Source organism: Frankia sp. CoWAU3 (assembly GCF_977971855.1).
The window spans coordinates 2,393-4,700 of sequence record NZ_CDWWXB010000127.1 but is presented as its reverse complement, the minus strand read 5'-3'; the positions used below and the strand labels follow the sequence as shown (position 1 = coordinate 4,700).

The window sequence follows — 2,308 nt, the reverse complement described above, 5'->3', positions numbered from 1 at the left end:
AGGGCGATCCCGCGGATCGTGGCGACCGGCCCATGGGTGTCCCGCAGCTCAATGTCAGCGCGCAGCCAGGGCCGCGGCACCAGGTCGATGTCGGTGACGGTCAGCACGAGCTCCAGACCGGCCTCGGCAGCCGGCCCGGCACCGTGGCCGGGCGCGTGGATCTCGATCGACAGCCGGCCGAGCCCGTCGGGGAGTTCCAGCCGCTCGTCGGGCAGCGCGACGTCGAGGTGCGCATCCGCGATCACCAGGTGCAGACCGGCGGCCATCGCGAACACACTCACCGCCTGCCAGGAGGCGGTGAGCGCCGCGATGGCCAGGTGGGTCGGATCGGGCTGCCCGTCGTGGTCCACGCCGCCGGTCAGCCGGCTCACCGAGGCCCGCAACTGGCCCTGGCCGGCCGCGCCGCCCCGCGGCGCGAACTCCGGCACGGCGGCCAGCGGACCGCCGGGGGCGAGCCGCACCGACGGGTTCACCCCCCGCTGGTCGTAGCGGGCGCCGAAGACGCCGGCAACGTCACCGCGCGTCAGCCGGTCCAGGTCACCGGCGTCGAGGGTGGTGCGGGTGGTACGGCCGGGCAGTTTGAACGCGTCCTCCGTCCAGCCGCGCGCGCCCCGGGAGCCGGAGGGAGCACCCGCCGGCTCCAGGGCGGCGAAACCGGGCGGGTTCCCCGGCGCTTCGATGCCGGCGAACCCGGCAGCCCCGGCGAGACCGCCATGGCTCGCGCCGTCCCGCGCGAGCCACCGGAACACCCCGCCGAGAACCTCCAGAAGCACGTCGGGGCCGCGGGTGACCCGCAGCGCGAGCGTGACCTCCGCCGTGGCCGGGTCGAACCCGCCGGGGGCCCCGACGCGGGTGGCGGCCTGAACACGCAGCTCGTCCCCGACCCGGGGCAGCGGTCCGCTGGTCACCAGAGCCGCCCGGGTCAGCACCCAGTGCCCCCCTCCCCGGGGTGCCAGGTGCGCCGACCCGCGCAACACCTCGTCCAGGGCCTGGCGGACCACGGCGGGCAGCGACACCCAACCGTCGATCGCCGCGGCGTCCCGGGCCACGACGGTGACATCCACCGTCAGCTCGGCAGGCGCCGTGATCTCGACGGGGGCGATCGCGGGAGCGGGCCGCGGCGGAGTGCCGGGCGCCGAGGCACCCGCGTGCCCGGGGAGCCCAGCATCGTGGAAGGCCGGCCGGTCCACCGCCGGGGTGCCCCACCCCGGTCCACCCCGGTCCACCCCGACCACGATCACCCACGGCGGCCGGAGCCCGGCCGCCGGGCGGTGCGATGGCGGCCATCGCGGCCATCGCGGCCAGCGCCCGGTCGGCCAGGGCGGCCTGCGTGCGCATCGCCGAGGCGTGGGCCGCGACCACCGAGGCCCGCAGCCGACGCAGGGTGGCCGTGGCGTCGTCGACAGCCGGGGCGGCCGCCGTACCCACAGCAGCCGTGCGGCCAACGCCGCTCAGGACGTCCGCGCCGCGGGTGGCGGCCGTGATCTCCCTGCCCCCGTCGGCGTCGTCCTCCTCGCCCCCCTCGACATCTCCCCTGTCGACATCTCCCCTGTCGACATCGTCAGGGCGGTGGGTGCCGCCGGGCCGCGCCTCGAACTCCGGGCCGGCCTGCATCGCCGCCCAGACGGCGGCGTCGGTGGGCTCGCCGTCGAAACCCAGCCCGTCCTGCGTCGCCTCGACCGTGATGGTCATCGTGATCCCTCCCATCGCCCGTGCAGTGCCTGGTCTTTCGGCCACCGACCGGACCTCATGCCCGGTCACCCGACTGCCACCGCTGCGCCCCCTGACGGATCAGATCCGCCATGTCCGGGGTGCCGACGAAGGTGAAGTCGGACAGGCGCTGCAGCACCCGTCCATCCGGGGTGTGGGCGGTCACGGTCACCGTGACCGTCATCGGGCCGGGTCGGACGTCGTCGACGACCACGATGAACGTCTCGTTGGCCGGCAGCGGAGCGAAGAACTCCGCGTGCCCGATCTCGATCGGCAGGGCGCCCACCTCGTTCAGGGTCCACCGGGCGAGCACGCTCCCGGCCGCAGCGAGGATGTCGCACAGGACCGGGCGGTGCAGCGCGCCCGCGAACGCGCCGCCGGCGAAGGGCAGTTCCGGCAGGCGGCATTCAGCCACCAGACGGCCCGGCTCCCGCACGAGCAGGCGCCGGATGCCCCGCATCAACGGCCCGTGGATGAGCAGCCCGTCGGTGTAGACCCAGGCCGCGTCCTCGCCCTGCTCGCCGAGCCGGTAACCATCGGCGGGCCAGCCCGGGGCGACCTTGCCGACCTTGCCGACCTTGCCGACCTTGCCGACCTC

1 protein-coding gene and 1 pseudogene are annotated in these 2,308 nt (G+C 75.7%); both read right to left on the bottom strand.

The features are described from left to right. Positions 1 to 1,235, bottom strand: a pseudogene (locus AC08ON_RS12115) (hypothetical protein); the annotation flags it as partial. Between the two features lie 512 nt (positions 1,236 to 1,747). Then, positions 1,748 to 2,308 (bottom strand): polyketide synthase dehydratase domain-containing protein (locus tag AC08ON_RS12110; RefSeq protein ID WP_476616984.1); only part of this gene is annotated, 561 nt, incomplete at its 5' end.